Source organism: Bradyrhizobium sp. LTSP885 (assembly GCF_000938305.1).
Taxonomy (GTDB): Bacteria; Pseudomonadota; Alphaproteobacteria; order Rhizobiales; family Xanthobacteraceae; genus Bradyrhizobium.
Genome location: NZ_JYMT01000015.1, coordinates 116,320 through 131,005 on the forward strand (window position 1 = coordinate 116,320; position 14,686 = coordinate 131,005).

The following is a 14,686-nucleotide window of genomic DNA, read 5'->3' on the forward strand; positions in this document are numbered from 1 at the left end:
CTAGCGGGCCTTCGGGCCCGCCTTCAGCGCCTTCTGAGAATAACGCTGCGACACCTCTGCCCGGCAAAACGCCGTGAACGAGCGGTACATGGTGCCGCTGTCGTTCGCGTATTTGGCGTCACAACGGCTGAGTTGGCTCGCATAAGCCTTTTTCTGCGATGCTCCGAGGCGAGGCAGAAAATCCGCCTCGCATTTTTGCTCGACGATGGCGCCGAACTGCACGTCAGGGCTGGCGCCATATTCACATGCTCGAAAAATCTTCATCGCGCGGTCGCAGTTTGGCGCTGCCTGCAGCGCCGCGATGATGACGTCCCCCTCGGTCGATTGGGCGGGACACTCCTCGGTGGCGGCCCGTGCCTCACTGAGGGCACACAGCACCGCCAAAGCGGCCAGGCAAGATCGCAACACCATCGCGTGGGCCTCCCAAAGCTCCCCTTGATCCCACGTCGCGACCAGGGGTTCAACAGCCGATCATCCGCCCGAAATGACCGGCTTTTTGCTTGACGTTACGGCCTTTGGGCGGCGACAACCCAGCGGCTTTTGCAAACAGAGAACGCCAGTGTCCGACCTCGCAACGCTCGAAACATCCATCCTCGACCAGATCGCCGCCGCCGGCGACGAAGCCGCCCTTGAGGCGGTCCGCGTCGCCGCCCTCGGCAAGAAGGGCTCGATCTCCGCTCTGCTCGCGACCCTTGGAAAAATGTCGCCGGACGAGCGCAAGACGGAAGGCGCGAAAATCAATCTCGCCAAGGATGCGGTAACGCAGGCGCTGACCGCGCGGCGCGACGTGCTGAAGTCCGCCGCACTCGATGCGCGCCTCACGTCGGAGACCATCGACGTCACGCTGCCGCTGCGCGAGACGCCGGCGGAGGCCGGCCGTATCCACCCGCTGACCCAGGTCTGGGACGAAGTCACCACGATCTTCGCCGACATGGGATTTTCGGTCGCCGAAGGTCCTGACATCGAGACCGACGACTACAACTTCACCAAGCTGAATTTCCCGGAAGGCCATCCGGCGCGGGAGATGCACGACACCTTCTTCTTCAACCCGAAGGAAGACGGTTCGCGCATGCTGCTGCGGACCCACACCTCGCCGGTGCAGGTGCGCACCATGCTGACCCAGAAGCCGCCGATCCGCATCATCTGCCCCGGCCGCACCTATCGCATCGACTCCGACGCAACCCATACGCCCCAGTTCCATCAGGTCGAAGGCCTCGTGATCGACAAGGGCTCGCATCTCGGTCACCTCAAATGGATCCTGCACGAGTTCTGCAAGGCGTTCTTCGAAGTCGACCACATCAACATGCGGTTCCGGCCGTCGTTCTTCCCGTTCACCGAGCCGTCGCTCGAAGTCGACATCCAGTGCCGCCGCGACAAGGGCGAGATCCGCTTCGGCGAAGGCGAGGACTGGATGGAGATCCTCGGCTGCGGCATGGTGCACCCGAACGTGCTGCGCGCCTGCGGCATCGATCCTGATGTCTACCAGGGTTTCGCCTGGGGCATGGGCATCGACCGCATCGCGATGTTGAAATACGGCATCGCCGATTTGCGCCAGATGTTCGAGAACGACGTCCGCTGGCTCAACCATTACGGCTTCAAGCCCCAGGACATCCCGACACTGGCGGGGGGATTGAGCTCGTGAGTCTCACCCTCGCTGCCATCGCGGAGAGAGCCCCCACCCTAACCCTCTCAGCGCGAGCGAAGCTCGTCGCGACCCGCAAGCGGGAGAGGGGACAAGAGAAGCCAACGTCATGAAATTCACCCTCTCCTGGCTGAAGGATCATCTCGAGACCGACGAGCCGCTGGAAAAACTCGCCGACAAGCTCACCATGATCGGGCTCGAGGTCGAGAGCATCGAGGACAAGGCGAAGGCGCTGGCGCCGTTCACCATCGCGCGCGTCATCTCGGCCGAGCAGCATCCGAACGCCGACCGCTTGCGCGTCTGCATGGTCGACACCGGCGACGGCGGGGCGCCGGTGCAGGTGGTGTGCGGGGCGCCGAATGCGCGGGCGGGGCTGATCAGCGTGTTCTCACCGCCCGGCACTTACATCCCCGGCAAGGACATCACGCTTGGCGTCGGCACCATCAGGGGTGTCGAGAGCCGCGGCATGCTGTGCTCGGCGGCCGAGCTGCAAATCTCCGAAGACCATGACGGCATCATGGAGCTGCCCGCTGATGCACCCATCGGCAAGGGTTATGCCGCCTGGGCCGCGCTTGGCGATCCCGTGATCGAGATCAATCTGACACCCAACCGGCAGGACTGCACCGGCGTGCATGGCATCGCGCGCGATCTCTCCGCCGCCGACATGGGCAAGTTTAAGGATCCCGGCATCAAGCCGATCAAGGGTGAATTCCCCTGCCCGGTGCAGGTGACGGTGGAAGACGCCACGCTGTGCCCGGGCTTCGCGCTGCGCCTGGTGCGCGGGGTGAAGAACGGCCCGTCGCCGGACTGGCTGCAGAAGCGCCTGACTTCGATCGGGCTCCGTCCGATCAACGCGCTGGTCGACATCACCAATTTCATGACCTACGACCGCGCGCGTCCGCTGCATGTGTTCGACGCCAAGAAGGTGAAGGGCAATCTGACCGTCCGTCGTGCGAAAGACGGCGAGACGCTGCTCGCGCTCGATGGCCGTACCTACACGCTCGACAGCAAGGTCTGCGTGATTGCAGACGAGCACGGCGTCGAATCGCTCGCCGGCATCATGGGCGGCGAGGCCTCGGGCTGCGACGAAGCGACCACCGACGTGCTGATCGAATCGGCGCTGTGGAACGAGATCAATATCGCGCAGAGCGGCCGCAAGCTCGGCATCAATTCCGACGCGCGCTACCGCTTCGAGCGCGGCGTCGATCCCGCCTTCATAGTGCCCGGGCTCGAGCTCGCGACCAAAATGGTGCTGGAGCTCTGCGGCGGCACACCGTCCGAGAATGTCGTGGTGGGAAAACGCTTCGGCGAGGGTCGCGTGATCGATTTTCCGGTCAGCGAAGTCAAGCGCCCAGCCAGTAGCTACGGGCTCCTAGCCAAGATAAAGCGCCTCTTTGCCGGCCTCTTCATGGTCAACGGCAGCGACCCGGCGGTGAAAGTCGCGGCTCCCTCTTGGCGCACTGACGCGGATGGCAAGGCTGATGGCGTGGTGGCCGGCAACCGCCTTGGCGACGACCGCGCGATCGATTTTCCGTTGTCTGAGGTGAAGCGGCTCGCCGGCATAGAGGTGCCTCTGCCGCAGATGCGGGGCATCCTCAAGCGCCTCGGCTTCGTTATGGCCGGCAACGGCCCGGTGGTGAAGGTCGCGATCCCGTCCTGGCGCACCGACGTGCAGGGCAAGGCTGATATCGTCGAAGAGATCGTGCGCATCGTTGGCGTCGACAAGGTGCCGATGACGCCGTTCGAGCGTGGCGACGCGCCGCGCAAGCCGGTGCTGACGCCACTGCAGAATCGCACCCGCCGCGCCAAGCGGTCGCTGGCCGCGCGCGGCATGGTGGAGGCCGTGACTTACTCGTTCATCACCAGGCCTGCCGCCGAACTGTTTGGCGGCGGACAGGCCGAGTTGGTGCTTGCCAACCCGATCGCGGCTGATTTGTCCGACATGCGGCCGAGCCTGCTGGCGGGCCTCGTCGCCGCCGCGCAGGCCAACATCAACCGCGGCTATCCCGATGTCGCACTGTTCGAGGTCGGCCAGGTGTTCCGCGGCGACAAGCCCGAGAACCAGTTCGTTGCCGCCGCCGGCGTGCGCCACGGCTATGCGTCGTCCAGCGGACTCGGCCGCAACTGGTCGGGCTCGGCAACAGCAAATGTAATGGACGCCAAGGCCGACGCCTTCGCCGTGCTTGCTGCGGCCGGCGCGCCGATGCAGGCGCTGCAGATCGTATCGGGCGGCCCGGCCTGGCTGCATCCGGGACGCTCCGGCACCATCCAGATCGGTCCGCAGAACGTGCTCGGCAGTTTCGGCGAGCTGCATCCGCGCGCACTGGAAGCGCTCGGCGCCGACGGCCCGATGATCGCCTTCGAGGTGATCCTCGAGCGCATCCCGGACGGCAAGCAGAAGCCGACCCGCGCCAAGCCGCTGCTCGACTTGTCCGCATTCCAGCCGGTGTCGCGCGACTTCGCCTTCATCGTCGACCGCAGCGTCAAGGCGGGCGACATCGTCCGCTCCGCGCAGAATGTCGACAAGAAGCTGATCACAGGCGTCACCGTGTTCGACGTCTATGAAGGCAAGGGCATCGACCCCGACAAGAAGTCGATCGCCATCGCGGTGACGATCCAGCCGCGCGAAAAGACCATGACCGACCAGGAGATCGACGCAGTCGCGGCGAAGGTGGTCGCCGAAGTGACCAAGAAGACCGGCGGCACGCTGCGGGGATGATGTTCTTCTCCCTCTCCCCGTTCTTACAGAGAGAGGGTTGGGGTGAGGGGCTCTCTCCCCGTACGGACTGGTAGACGTACTCGCGGAGACTCCCCCTCACCCGGAATTCAAGCTCTGCTTGAATTCCGACCTCTCCCCGCAAGCAGGGCGAGGTGCAGCTGAGATTGCGGCCCATAACAAGAAAAGCCATTACGCCCATCGCATGACCCCACTCAGCCTCATCCCCTCCGACATCTCAACCAACGTCGCGCTCGCGATCTGTGCGATCGCCTTCGTCTCGGGCACCGCGCGCGGATTTTCCGGCTTCGGCTCGGCGCTGATCTTCATGCCCTTGGCGAGCAGCATCGCGGGGCCGCGGCTGGTCGCAGCGCTGCTGCTGCTGATCGATTTCGTTGCGGCAACCCCGCTGCTGCCGAACGCCTGGGCCCACGCCGATCGCAAGGCGACCGCGATCATGGTCGCCGGCGCGTTCGTCGGCGTTCCCATCGGCACCTATTTCCTCACCGTGCTCGATCCCGTCACCACGCGCTGGATCATCTCCTGCTTTGTCGCCGCCCTCCTGCTGCTGCTGCTGTCGGGCTGGCGTTACCACGGCAAGGATCACATCGCGCTGTCGGTCGGCGTTGGCGGCCTCTCCGGCTTCTGCAGCGGTTTGGCGCAGACCGGTGGGCCGCCGATCGTCGCCTACTGGCTCGGCCGCCCGGTCTCATCGATCATTTCCCGCGCCAATATCGTGCTGTTCTTCGGCGCCTCCGACTTCTTTTCGCTGGTGAGCTACTGGTTCACCGGATTGATTACGATCGACTCGATTAAGTTCTCGCTGATCGTCGGTCCGGTCTATGCCATCGGCGTCTGGTTCGGCGCCTCGCTGTTCGGCAAAGCGAGCGAGAACGTGTTTCGCGCGATCTGCTACGCGTTGATTGCCGCCGCCGTCATCGCCGGCCTACCCGCGCTTGATGGCATTTTGCGCGGCGGCTAGGCTGCGTCGCCATAACGAGAAAACGACGGGGAGAGACCCATGATCGACCGCCGCAATGCATTGAAACTGGCGCTCGGCAGCGCCGCAGTGCTCGCCGCTTCCCCCGTGCTTGCCCAGACCGCAAAACCGCGCACCCGCATCGTGTTCCTCGGCACCAAGGGCGGCCCGCGGGTCGGCGTCGGTCCGTCCAATCCTGCCAACCTTGTCGTCGTCAACGGCACCCCGTTCGTGATCGATTGCGGCATGGGCGTCAGCCACCAGCTCGTCAGCGCCGGCGTGCCGCTGGAATCGGTGAAGTACATCTTCATCAGCCATCATCACTCCGACCACAATCTCGAATACGGCAACCTTGTCTACAACGCCTGGGCAACCGGGCTGTCGACCCCGATTCACTCGTTCGGGCCGAACGGCATCGAGGCGATGACGAAGACCTATTGGGAGCTGAACAAATTCGACATCGAGACCCGCATCGAAGATGAAGGCCGCCCCGATCTCCGCAAACTTCTGATCGCGAAGGACATCACCGAGGACGGCGTGGTGCTGCAGACCGATGATGTGAAGGTGACGGCATTCCGGACCCCGCATCCTCCGATCACTGACAATTTCGCCTACAAGTTCGAGACGCCGGACGGCACCATCGTGTTCTCCAGCGACACCGCCTACAATCCCAAGCTCGCGGAGTTCGCGCATGGCGCCGACGTCCTCGTGCACGAGGCGATTTATCTCCCCTGGGTCGACAAACTGGTGGCGCGCGTCAAGAACGGCGCCACGTTGAAAAAACATCTGCTCGAGAGCCACACCGCCGCCGAGGACGTCGGCCGCATTGCGGATGCTGCCGATGTCAAGGTGCTGGTGATGAGCCACCTCGTACCCGGCGAGCTTGACGTGACGGACGAGGACTGGAGCAGCGAGGCCAGGAAGCATTTCAAAGGCCGCCTCATCGTCGCCCGCGACCTGATGGAACTGAGGCTGCCGGTGTGAGGCGGCGAGCGCTATCGTCTCGCGTAGTCCGTGAACAGAGCAAGACTCTTTTGAGGTCAGCAGGCTCCCTCCCTCCTTGCGGGCAGGGGCGCACTGCCAAAATATCGAAAACAACCCCATGCAAAGTAGGCGCTCGACACGACAACTCGACATGTCGGGCAAATCGGCGGCATTATTCCATTATACCGAAATCGTGCAAGCGCCCCTCGCCCGGACTCACAGATCACGCCACAAATTCGCTGTCGTCCCGGGCTTGACCCGGGACCCATAACCACAAATGCGAATTGCCTTGCGACGCTGGAACGACGAGTCCCATTCACAACATCGGCCGCGGAGGTTGGGTCCCTGCTTCCGCAGGGACGAAAGCGGTTATGTGGCAGGCGCCATCACCAAATCGCAATACGCATAGCCGTCGCGTTCGACGCGCTCTCCGGTTGTGACTGCAAGCCGATGCTTGAACATCGGCCCCGCCACGACGCAGGTGTGGAACTCGCCGTTCTCGCCGCAGGGATCGACGCTCGCGGGCAGGTCGGCCAGCAAACGCGCATCGAACTTGCGGCCGGCGAACTCGGCCGGAATTTTTTTCAGATCCACCGTGGCGAGCCAGGCTTCGAGCCCGCTTGCGAGCATCGCAGCCGCCAGCGCCTCGGTCGGCCGCTCCCACAATGGAAACACCGGCGCGATGCCGGTGCCGGCGAGCTTCTGCTCGCGATAGGCGCGGATATCGGTCAAGAACAGATCGCCGAAGATCATGTGGGTGACGCCGTCACGAACGGCCTGCGCCACTGCTTCTCCCATCCGCGCCTCGTAGACCTCGTTCGGGCAGGGATAGGGTATCGGCACGATCCGCTGCGGCAATCCCGCCGCTTCGCACTGTGCGTGCAGGATCTCCTGACGGACGCCGTGGATCGAGACCCGGCCGAAGGTCTCGGTGACGGTCGTCAGCGCACCGACGACTTCGAACTCGCCGGCACGCCGCACCTCGTGCAGCGCGAACGCGCTGTCCTTGCCGCTCGACCAGGAGATCAGTGCCTTTGGCGGTGACATCAGTTCATCGGCGAGGCTGTGTGAGAGCGCGCACGGTGCGGCCGCGGCTTCGCGGCCGGTGCGGCGGCTTCGGGCGCCGCGTCCTTCAGCGCACCGATCCGCCGCAGCGCGGCCTCGGCAGCGCGCTCGCCGCTCTCCCAGGCGCCATCGACGGTGCCCCACAGCGTCTCATGCGTGGCTTCACCTGCGAGATACAGGCAGCCGATCGGCTCGGTCAGGATCTTTCGCGAGAGCTGCGCGCCCGGAGCGGCGGCCGACATCGCGCCGAGGATGAAGGGCTGCGCATTCCAGCGGGTGGCGGTCGTCTTCTTCACGGCGGCACCGATTTCGCTGCCATAGAGCTTGCTCAGCCATTCGACCGCGAACGCACCCATCGCCTGCTCGCCCTGCGCAGAGAGATCGCGCCCGAAAGAGCCGGCGACATCGATCGTGCACAGCGACGAGCCGCCGATATTGCCGTAAAGGAGCGCCGTCCGGGTCGAATTGCTCTGCTCGATGATGACGTCGTCGCGCGAGAGTCCGAGCGGATTGCCGGGAAGTTGCAGCGCGATGCGATCGTAACTGCCGAGGCTCAGTTTCGCCGCAGCATCGAGCGTGCGCTTCGGAATGTCGGGGCCGAATTTGATGTTGCCGCTCGTGAGCACATTGCTCGACACGGTGACGATGGCGGCGCGGGCGCTGATCTTGCCGGAAGGTGTCTCGACCACCACGTCGCGATTGCTCCACAGAATCCGCTGCGCGGGCGTCGAGAGCGCCAGCGGAAGCTGCTCGCCGAGCTTGGCGATCAGGGCCCCCAAGCCCTGCCGGCAGGCGATCGCGCCGTTGCGGTCCTGCGCACGGACCTTGTCGACGGCGGAGACGTCCTTCAGATCCTTGCCGCTGAAGCTGGCGCCGAGCAGAAACTCGGCCGTGCCAGCCCAATCGCCGAGATCCTTCGGCAACGCCGGCGCGCAGGCGATATCGGCCCTGCGCGAGGCATCGTCGATGGCGCGGTTGGTGCGCACCAGCGCGGCCAGAAACTCCTCGGTCTCGCCGGGACGGGCATAGCGCCGGCCGATGCGGATTTTCTGGCCCGCGGGTGCCGTGACGATCTCGAAGCCGGCGGCGCGGGCCAGCCGGATCATCGGATTGGTCTCGGGATTATGCATCCAGCGCGCGCCGCGATCGAACGGCACGTCGAAGCTCGACGCGTCGGTCTGGCAGCGCCCGCCGATCTGGCCTGCGGCCTCCACCACAATCACCTTGCGGTTCGCGGCTGCAATCCGGCGCGCCGCGGCAATGCCTGCGGCGCCCGCGCCGATCACGACAATGTCAGCCTCGCGCGGCAACGGCGCAGCCAGGACCCGGCCACTGAGCGCTGGCGCAGACGCCAGTACTGCAGACGCCGACAGGAAATCGCGGCGGGTCATTGTCATGGCGAGATCACTGGCAAGATTACTGGCATGGTTTCCGGGGACTTGCAGCAAAGGGGAACGCTTCGCGAACTTAGCCGTATCTCACCGATCGCAGCAACCGTCATGGTAAATCAATCATGATTGATCCGCGTCATGCATGAACTAAATTGAAACGGCTTGCGACCATGCTAAGGGAACACAAGCGGTCGTAGAACCGCTGGGGGAGATTCCAATGGGGGTCGTGCTTGATACCGTCGGCCAATGGATCGCGGGGTACCTGCAAAAGGAAGTCCCGGGTTACGAGCCGTTTACGCCGAGCGATCCGGAACATCTGCGCGGCATCATCCAGCCGGGCGACGTTCTGCTGGTCGAAGGCAACAACCGGATTTCCGGCATCATCAAGTACCTGACGCAGTCGACCTGGTCGCACGCCGCGCTCTATGTTGGACCGATCGACGGTGCGTTCGAAGCCGACGGCGAGCAGCATATGCTGATCGAGGCCAATATCGGCGAGGGCGTGACCTCAGCGCCGCTGTCGAAATATTTCCCCTACCACACAAGGATGTGCCGTCCGGTCGGACTGTCCTACGAGGACCGCACCACGGTGTGCCGCTATGCGATCAACCGCATCGGTTTCGGCTACGACACCAAGAACATCGTCGACCTGGCACGTTTCCTGTTCCCGCTGCCGATCCCGCAGCGCTGGCGGCGGCGCATGATCGCGTTCGGCTCCGGCGATCCGACCAAGATCATCTGCTCGGCGCTGATCGCGCAGGCCTTCGATGCCGTTCGCTATCCGATCCTGCCCAAGATCACGCGCGCCGCCAGCCGCAAGGCGCGCCGCGAGATCCTGCATATCCGCGATTCCTCGCTCTACATGCCGCGCGACTTCGACATCTCGCCCTATTTCGAAGTCGTCAAACCCACCATCGTGCACGGATTCGATTACACGGCCCTGCACTGGGCCGACAAGCAAAAGCCGCTCCAGGAGGTAGCGGGCGAATTCGGCGTGTTTCCAGAATGCAAATCGCCGCCGCTTGCTCCTGAAGAGATTGACGAGGAGGCACCGGTTCCGGTTGCGGAAGTGACGCGCGTCGCCGCGGAGCCGGCACTGGTCTAGCGCATCGCGCGTCCGCTATGGCCGCGTGGTGATGATCCCGACCGCGTCAGGAAAGAAGCCGCGCAAGCGAGGGCATCACCACGATTAGACGGTCACGCCGCCCGTGCCTTGGCCCCAGATGGCAGCCCGGCACGCGCGAGACCGCCATACAGCGCCTCGTTCGGCATCTCCGACTTCAGGATCGCCCGCACCGCGATCAGCCGGTCGAGATCGACGCCGGTCGGAAATCCCTTGCTCTCGCAGAGGAACACGAGATCCTCGAACACCACATTGCCGGTCGCGCCCGGTGCGAACGGGCAGCCGCCGAGGCCACCCAGCGAGCCGTCGAGCACGCGGGCGCCTTCATCGAGCGCGGCGGAGGCATTCGCAATGCCCATGCCGCGGGTGTCGTGCAGGTGAACGCAGACCGGCTTCGAGCCTGCGATCCTCACGGCGCCCCGCGTCAGTTCACCAACCTGCTTCGGCCCGGCATAGCCGACGGTATCGGCGATCGCGACCATGTCGACACCGGCCTCGTAAAGCTGCTCGGTGAGGCGCAGCACTTCGGTCGGATCGACAGGACCGACGATCGAGCAGCCGAGCGCCATCGAGATCGCCGCATTGACCAGCGGCTTGTGCGCGCTGGCGTCACGCAACTCGCAGAGCCGCTTGATGTTCGCGATCGCGGACTCGCGCGAACGATTGGCGTTGGCCTGGCTGTGCTCCTCGGTTGCCGAAACGACAGAGGCGATCTCGGCGACACCGGAGGCCAGCGCCTCATTGACGCCGCGCTCGTTCAGCGCCAGCGCGACGCCGTGCGCGCCGGGCAACGAGGCAACGGTTGCGACGACGTCCCTGACATCGACGAACTGCGGAAAGGTCTTGGCCGGCAGGAACGAACCGACCTCGAAATGCCTGACGCCGGCGGCGTATTCATCGCGCACCCAGCGCTGCTTGGCCGATGTCGACGGCAATGTCTTCACCAGCTGCAGGCCGTCGCGCAGGCCGACCTCGCGCAGGCTCACTCGGTCGTTAGGATAGATATCATGGACGCGGGTCATGGCAGCCTCACGCAGCGTTTCCGGTTGAAGAGCATTTTTGTTGTTCGAGCTCGGCACGGACATCGTCGGTATCGGCACCAAGCGCCGGCACTTTCAGGCCCTCACCGATATTGCAGCCGTTCCACTCGACCGGCAGTGCCGGCACGCGGAACGGCTTGCCGTCGGCGTTGACATTGTTGACGAGGCCGCCCGGGCGCAACACATGCGGGTCCTGCAGCAGATCCTCGGGCCGGTTGATCGGCGAGAAGCAGATGTTGAGCGCGTCAAGCCTGGCCGACAGCTCCGCCACATTCCAGCGTTTGATCACCTCGGCCACGCGGGGGATGATCCGATCGCGCGCCATAATGCGGTCCGTGGTGGTGCGCAACGTGGGATCCTCGGCAAATTCCTGCAAGCCGAATTCGCGGCAAAAACTCTGCCAATGACCTTCGGTGACGACGCCGATGAAGATGCGATCGCCGCCGGCGGCGTTGAAAATATCGTAGATCGGCCAGGCATGCTCGCGCTCAGGCATCGAGCGCGGCTTGCGACCGGTCATCTCGTACTCGACCATGTGCTGGGCGACCAGGAACAGGCAGTTCTCGAACAGCCCGATACGAATATCGGCGCCGCCCCTGTTGCCGCCGCGCTTCTGATAGAGCGCGGCCAGGATCGCGATGGCGCCGAACATGCCGCCCATAATGTCGTTGGCGGAGGAGCCGACGCGCTGCGGCTTGTCGCGCGTGCCGGTCATCGCCGCGAGCCCCGACATCATCTGCACGACCTCGTCGAGCGCCGGGCGGTGGTCGTAGGGGCCGGACAGAAAGCCCTTGTGGCCGGCGACGATCAAATCCGGATATGTCTTGCGCAGCTCCTCGACACCGAGTCCCTGCTTCTCGAGCTGGCCGTCGCGAAAATTCTCCAGGAACACATCGGCGCTGGCGAGCAGCCGGTGCATCGTCTCGCGGTCTTCAGGTTTCGCGAGATCGAGCACGACGCTGCGCTTGCCGCGGTTGAACAGCGGGAAGAACGAGACACCCATGCCGCCGAGCGAGCGGGTCTTGTCGCCGGCCGGGGGCTCGACCTTGATCACCTCGGCGCCCAGTTGCGCCAGGACCATGCCGCAGGTCGGACCCATCACCATGTGGGTCATCTCCACGACCCTCACGCCTTCCAGCGGCAACCCGCTCCCGGTCATCGGCTTCTCCGTGCTCACTCTTCCCTGAGATTAGGCTTCCGCACGCTATCTGAAAAATATAATCTGTCGAATAGTGCATTCGCGGTTCTAGAACGCTTTGGTCCCATGGATTCGCGCCAGCTTCGCTATTTCATCGCGGTTTACGAGCAGCGCAACCTGTCGCGGGCGGCGGATCAGGTCAATGTCGCGCAATCGGCGCTGAGCCACCATATCGCGAACCTCGAGGCTGAATTCGCCACGCCGCTGTTCGAGCGCAAGCCGCGCGGCATGGAACCGACCGCGGCCGGGGAACGGCTCTATGAGCATGCCCGCATCATCCTGCGCGCGATGGCCGCGGCCGAACGCGAGATCAAGGAAGGTGGCGGCGCGATTGCCGGCGACATCTCGATCGGCATGGCCAATTCCGGGATGAAGGCGATCGGCGTGCCGCTGATGCGGACCGTGCTGACGAAATATCCGAACCTGAAGCTGTCGCTGACCGAGAGTCTCTCGGGTGCGACGCTGCTGCATCTGATGAGTTCGGAGGTCGACCTCGCGCTGGTCTACAACCCGCCGTCGGAGAAGGACCTGATCGCCGAGCCCGTGCTGGAAGAGCAGATGTTCTGTGTCGGCACCGAGACGCTGATCGGCAAGACCAAGGCGCCGATCCGCCTGGAGGAGGTGGCTCGGCTGCCGCTGATCCTGCTGCGGCAAGGGTTGTCGGCCCGCGCGCTGCTCGACGACCCCGTGCCGCTGAAGCGGCTGGAGGCCAACGCCATCATGCATCTCAATTCGACCAGCGGCATGATCGGCGCGCTCACTGCTAGCTTGGGCTGCACGATCGCAACCACTCATTTCGTGAGCGAGCCATTGAAGGCCGGGAAACTGGTGGCGCGCGAGGTGATCGACCCGCAGCTGACCCGCACGCTCTATCTGTGCCGGCTGCGCAACCGCCCGATGACCTATGCGATGGAGGAAATGTGCCGGCTGATCCGCGCCCTGATCGCCGAACAGGTCGGCCGCGGCGCCTGGGAGGCGACTCTCCTCATCTGAGTTCGAAAATATCGAACGATTGCTTCGATATGTTCGTCTGGATTTCTGGCTCCCGGTTGCCAAACATGGTCCGATTGGACCGCCTTCGGAAAGAAAGGCGGCCATTGGGCGATTCGGGGAGGATCATGATGAGCGCCGTCGAACTCGGCTCGGTTGCCGACCTTGCCAGCACCACAAGCGAGCCCGACGAGATTTCGCGGCGGCTCGAGGCATTGCCGGCCTCGCCCCATGTCTGGCGGCTGGTGATCCTGCTCTCGCTCGGTGGCTCCTTCGAGATGTATGACCTCTTCTTCACCGGCTATATCGCGCCTGGGCTCAGCCGCAGCGGGCTGATGACCGCGACGACCCAGGCGTTCTTCGGCTTCTCCGGCATCGGCGCCTTCGTCGCCGCGACCTTCGCCGGCCTGTTCGTCGGCACCTTCTTCCTCGGCTTCCTCGCCGACCGGTTCGGGCGACGGGCCATCTTCACCTTCGCGCTGCTCGGCTACAGCGCGGCATCGGTGGTGATGGCGTTTCAGACGACGTCAGAGGGGTTGCTGCTGTGGCGATTCATCGCTGGTATCGGCATCGGTGTCGAGATCATCACCATCGATGCCTACATCACCGAACTGGTGCCGAGCTGGATGCGCGGCCGGGCCTTTGCGATCAACCAGTCCGTGATGTTCATATCGATCCCGATCGTGGCGTTCCTGTCATGGTGGCTGGTGCCGCTGCAACCTTACGGTCTCGATGGCTGGCGCTGGGTGGTGTTGATAGGTGCCGCCGGCAGCATGGTGATCTGGGTGTTGCGGCTATTTGTTCCGGAAAGCCCGCTCTGGCTGGCACGCCACGGCCGGACCGAACAAGCCCTGAAAATCCTGGCGTCGCTTGAAGCCTCCGCGGGCGTCGGCAACACGCAGCTAGGTGCAATCGCCAACAGAGGGCCGGCACGCACGCCGACCAAGGTTGGTTTCGCCGAGTTATTCCGGCCGCCTTATCTTTCGCTCGTCGTGATGTTCATGGTGTTCAATTTCTGCCAGGCGTTCGGCTTCTATGGCTTTGCCAATTGGGTGCCGACGCTGCTGGTCGAAAAGGGCATCACGGTCACCAAGAGCCTGGAATATTCCTTCATCGTCGCATTCGCCTATCCGATCGCGCCCTTGCTGGCGTCAAGCTTCGCCGATCGGCTCGAACGCAAATGGATCATCTGCGGGGCGTGCGTGGCGATCATCGCGTTCGGTGCAGCCTTCTCGCAATTCACCGCACCTGCCCTGCTGATCCTGAGCGGCGTTCTGCTGACAGCGGCGAACACGACGATGTCGTATGCCTATCACGCCTATCAGACCGAGGTGTTTCCGACCGCAATTCGCGCCCGCGCCTCGGGCCTCGTCTATTCGATGAGCAGGATCAGCGCGATGTTCTCAGGCTTCATCGTCGCTTACATGCTGCGCATCGGCGGCGTCGGCGGCGTGTTCGGCCTGATCACCTCGGCCATGATCCTCGTGATCATCGTCGTGGCGACGTTCGGCCCGAATGTGCGCGGCAAGCCGCTCGACGTGTGATCGCGACACAAACG

12 protein-coding genes are annotated in these 14,686 nt (G+C 64.2%); 7 read left to right on the forward strand and 5 right to left on the reverse strand.

All coding sequences use genetic code 11. From position 1 onward, the window contains the following. Positions 1-411 carry a hypothetical protein gene (locus UP09_RS09895; protein ID WP_044537949.1) on the reverse strand — a complete coding sequence of 137 codons (411 nt, stop codon included), beginning with the start codon at positions 409-411 and terminating at the stop codon, positions 1-3. A 148-nt stretch (positions 412-559) separates the two neighbouring features. Between UP09_RS09895 and pheS the strand changes: the two genes are divergently transcribed. The 4 genes from pheS to UP09_RS09915 all read left to right on the forward strand — a co-directional run bounded on the left by pheS (position 560) and on the right by UP09_RS09915 (position 6,321). Further along, the gene (gene pheS, locus UP09_RS09900; RefSeq protein WP_044537950.1) at positions 560-1,642 is read left to right on the forward strand and encodes a phenylalanine--tRNA ligase subunit alpha; all 1,083 of its coding nucleotides are present in this window, start codon (positions 560-562) and stop codon (positions 1,640-1,642) included. A gap of 109 nt (positions 1,643-1,751) precedes the next feature. Next, positions 1,752-4,361, forward strand: a complete 2,610-nt coding sequence (pheT, locus tag UP09_RS38965) for a phenylalanine--tRNA ligase subunit beta (RefSeq protein WP_044537951.1) — start codon at positions 1,752-1,754, stop codon at positions 4,359-4,361. Positions 4,362-4,563: 202 nt separating this feature from the next. Further along, the gene (locus UP09_RS09910) at positions 4,564-5,340 is read left to right on the forward strand and encodes a sulfite exporter TauE/SafE family protein (RefSeq protein WP_044537953.1); all 777 of its coding nucleotides are present in this window, start codon (positions 4,564-4,566) and stop codon (positions 5,338-5,340) included. 39 nt (positions 5,341-5,379) lie between these two features. Then, on the forward strand, positions 5,380-6,321 hold the full coding sequence (locus UP09_RS09915; RefSeq protein WP_044537954.1) for an MBL fold metallo-hydrolase: 942 nt from the start codon (positions 5,380-5,382) through the stop codon (positions 6,319-6,321). A 369-nt stretch (positions 6,322-6,690) separates the two neighbouring features. Here UP09_RS09915 and UP09_RS09920 read toward each other — a convergent pair whose 3' ends face one another. Then, complete coding sequence (locus tag UP09_RS09920) at positions 6,691-7,368, reverse strand: Dph6-related ATP pyrophosphatase (RefSeq protein ID WP_044537955.1); 678 nt, start codon at positions 7,366-7,368, stop codon at positions 6,691-6,693. After that, positions 7,368-8,783 carry a flavin monoamine oxidase family protein gene (locus UP09_RS09925; protein WP_044537956.1) on the reverse strand — a complete coding sequence of 472 codons (1,416 nt, stop codon included), beginning with the start codon at positions 8,781-8,783 and terminating at the stop codon, positions 7,368-7,370. Before UP09_RS09925 ends, UP09_RS09920 begins: the two co-directional genes overlap by 1 nt. Before the next feature lie 211 nt (positions 8,784-8,994). On the opposite strand from UP09_RS09925, the gene UP09_RS09930 reads away from it, so the two are divergent. Beyond that, positions 8,995-9,882, forward strand: coding sequence for a YiiX/YebB-like N1pC/P60 family cysteine hydrolase (locus UP09_RS09930; protein WP_245301864.1), 888 nt, complete (start codon positions 8,995-8,997; stop codon positions 9,880-9,882). Positions 9,883-9,974: 92 nt separating this feature from the next. On the opposite strand, the gene UP09_RS09935 is transcribed toward UP09_RS09930, so the two are convergent. Continuing rightward, positions 9,975-10,922, reverse strand: a complete 948-nt coding sequence (locus UP09_RS09935) for a hydroxymethylglutaryl-CoA lyase-like TIM-barrel protein (RefSeq protein WP_044537957.1) — start codon at positions 10,920-10,922, stop codon at positions 9,975-9,977. Between the two features lie 7 nt (positions 10,923-10,929). Then, on the reverse strand, positions 10,930-12,099 hold the full coding sequence (locus UP09_RS09940) for a CaiB/BaiF CoA transferase family protein (RefSeq protein WP_044537958.1): 1,170 nt from the start codon (positions 12,097-12,099) through the stop codon (positions 10,930-10,932). A gap of 105 nt (positions 12,100-12,204) precedes the next feature. Between UP09_RS09940 and UP09_RS09945 the strand changes: the two genes are divergently transcribed. Then, positions 12,205-13,131, forward strand: a complete 927-nt coding sequence (locus UP09_RS09945) for a LysR family transcriptional regulator (protein ID WP_044537959.1) — start codon at positions 12,205-12,207, stop codon at positions 13,129-13,131. A 128-nt stretch (positions 13,132-13,259) separates the two neighbouring features. Continuing rightward, positions 13,260-14,672: an MFS transporter gene (locus UP09_RS09950; protein WP_044538019.1), complete on the forward strand. Its 1,413-nt coding sequence runs from the start codon at positions 13,260-13,262 to the stop codon at positions 14,670-14,672. Positions 14,673-14,686 lie beyond the last annotated feature (14 nt).

Bases quoted from the DNA above. Each gene is read 5' to 3' on its own strand.
- UP09_RS09895 (WP_044537949.1), bottom strand. From the start codon at position 411: ATGGTGTTGCGATCTTGCCTGGCCGCTTTGGCGGTGCTGTGTGCCCTC.
- pheT (WP_044537951.1), top strand. From the start codon at position 1,752: ATGAAATTCACCCTCTCCTGGCTGAAGGATCATCTCGAGACCGACGAG.
- UP09_RS09910 (WP_044537953.1), top strand. From the start codon at position 4,564: ATGACCCCACTCAGCCTCATCCCCTCCGACATCTCAACCAACGTCGCG.
- UP09_RS09915 (WP_044537954.1), top strand. From the start codon at position 5,380: ATGATCGACCGCCGCAATGCATTGAAACTGGCGCTCGGCAGCGCCGCA.
- UP09_RS09920 (WP_044537955.1), bottom strand. From the start codon at position 7,368: ATGTCACCGCCAAAGGCACTGATCTCCTGGTCGAGCGGCAAGGACAGC.
- UP09_RS09925 (WP_044537956.1), bottom strand. From the start codon at position 8,783: ATGACAATGACCCGCCGCGATTTCCTGTCGGCGTCTGCAGTACTGGCG.
- UP09_RS09930 (WP_245301864.1), top strand. From the start codon at position 8,995: ATGGGGGTCGTGCTTGATACCGTCGGCCAATGGATCGCGGGGTACCTG.
- UP09_RS09935 (WP_044537957.1), bottom strand. From the start codon at position 10,922: ATGACCCGCGTCCATGATATCTATCCTAACGACCGAGTGAGCCTGCGC.
- UP09_RS09940 (WP_044537958.1), bottom strand. From the start codon at position 12,099: ATGACCGGGAGCGGGTTGCCGCTGGAAGGCGTGAGGGTCGTGGAGATG.
- UP09_RS09945 (WP_044537959.1), top strand. From the start codon at position 12,205: ATGGATTCGCGCCAGCTTCGCTATTTCATCGCGGTTTACGAGCAGCGC.
- UP09_RS09950 (WP_044538019.1), top strand. From the start codon at position 13,260: ATGAGCGCCGTCGAACTCGGCTCGGTTGCCGACCTTGCCAGCACCACA.